1 protein-coding gene is annotated in these 340 nt (G+C 71.8%); it reads right to left on the bottom strand.

Annotated elements, in window-relative coordinates; all coding sequences use genetic code 11:
- The coding region (locus tag CVH10_RS25865; RefSeq protein ID WP_219924826.1) for a hypothetical protein at window positions 1–340 on the bottom strand (340 nt) is incomplete at both ends.

The raw sequence follows: 340 nt of genomic DNA on the forward strand, positions 1-340 counted from the left end.
GGGCAGCGCGTCGATGCGCGCCATGTCCTCGATGAAGCGGACCAGCGCGTCATGGGCCAGCGCGCCGATCGAGGCATAGGGTTCGTCCTCCAGCGTTGCGATCGTCACGATGCCGCCGCGCCGGCGCGCGCACAGCCCCGCCTCCACCAGCGCCGCGACATGCCGCCGGGTCGTCTCGAACGGCAACCCCAGGCTGTCGGCCAGCGCCAGCACCGGGGTCGCCAGCCCGCCGTCCAGCGTGCGGCGCACCAGTAGGGTGTAGATCATGAACCGGCCGACCCGCCCGTCGAACAGCGGCAGCGCCGCCGACATGATCGACGTCTGCATTTCCGCCAGCAGC

The sequence above is a fragment of the Halomonas sp. ND22Bw genome (genome assembly GCF_003011945.1).
Classification (GTDB): domain Bacteria; phylum Pseudomonadota; class Gammaproteobacteria; order Pseudomonadales; family Halomonadaceae; genus Halomonas; species Halomonas halophila.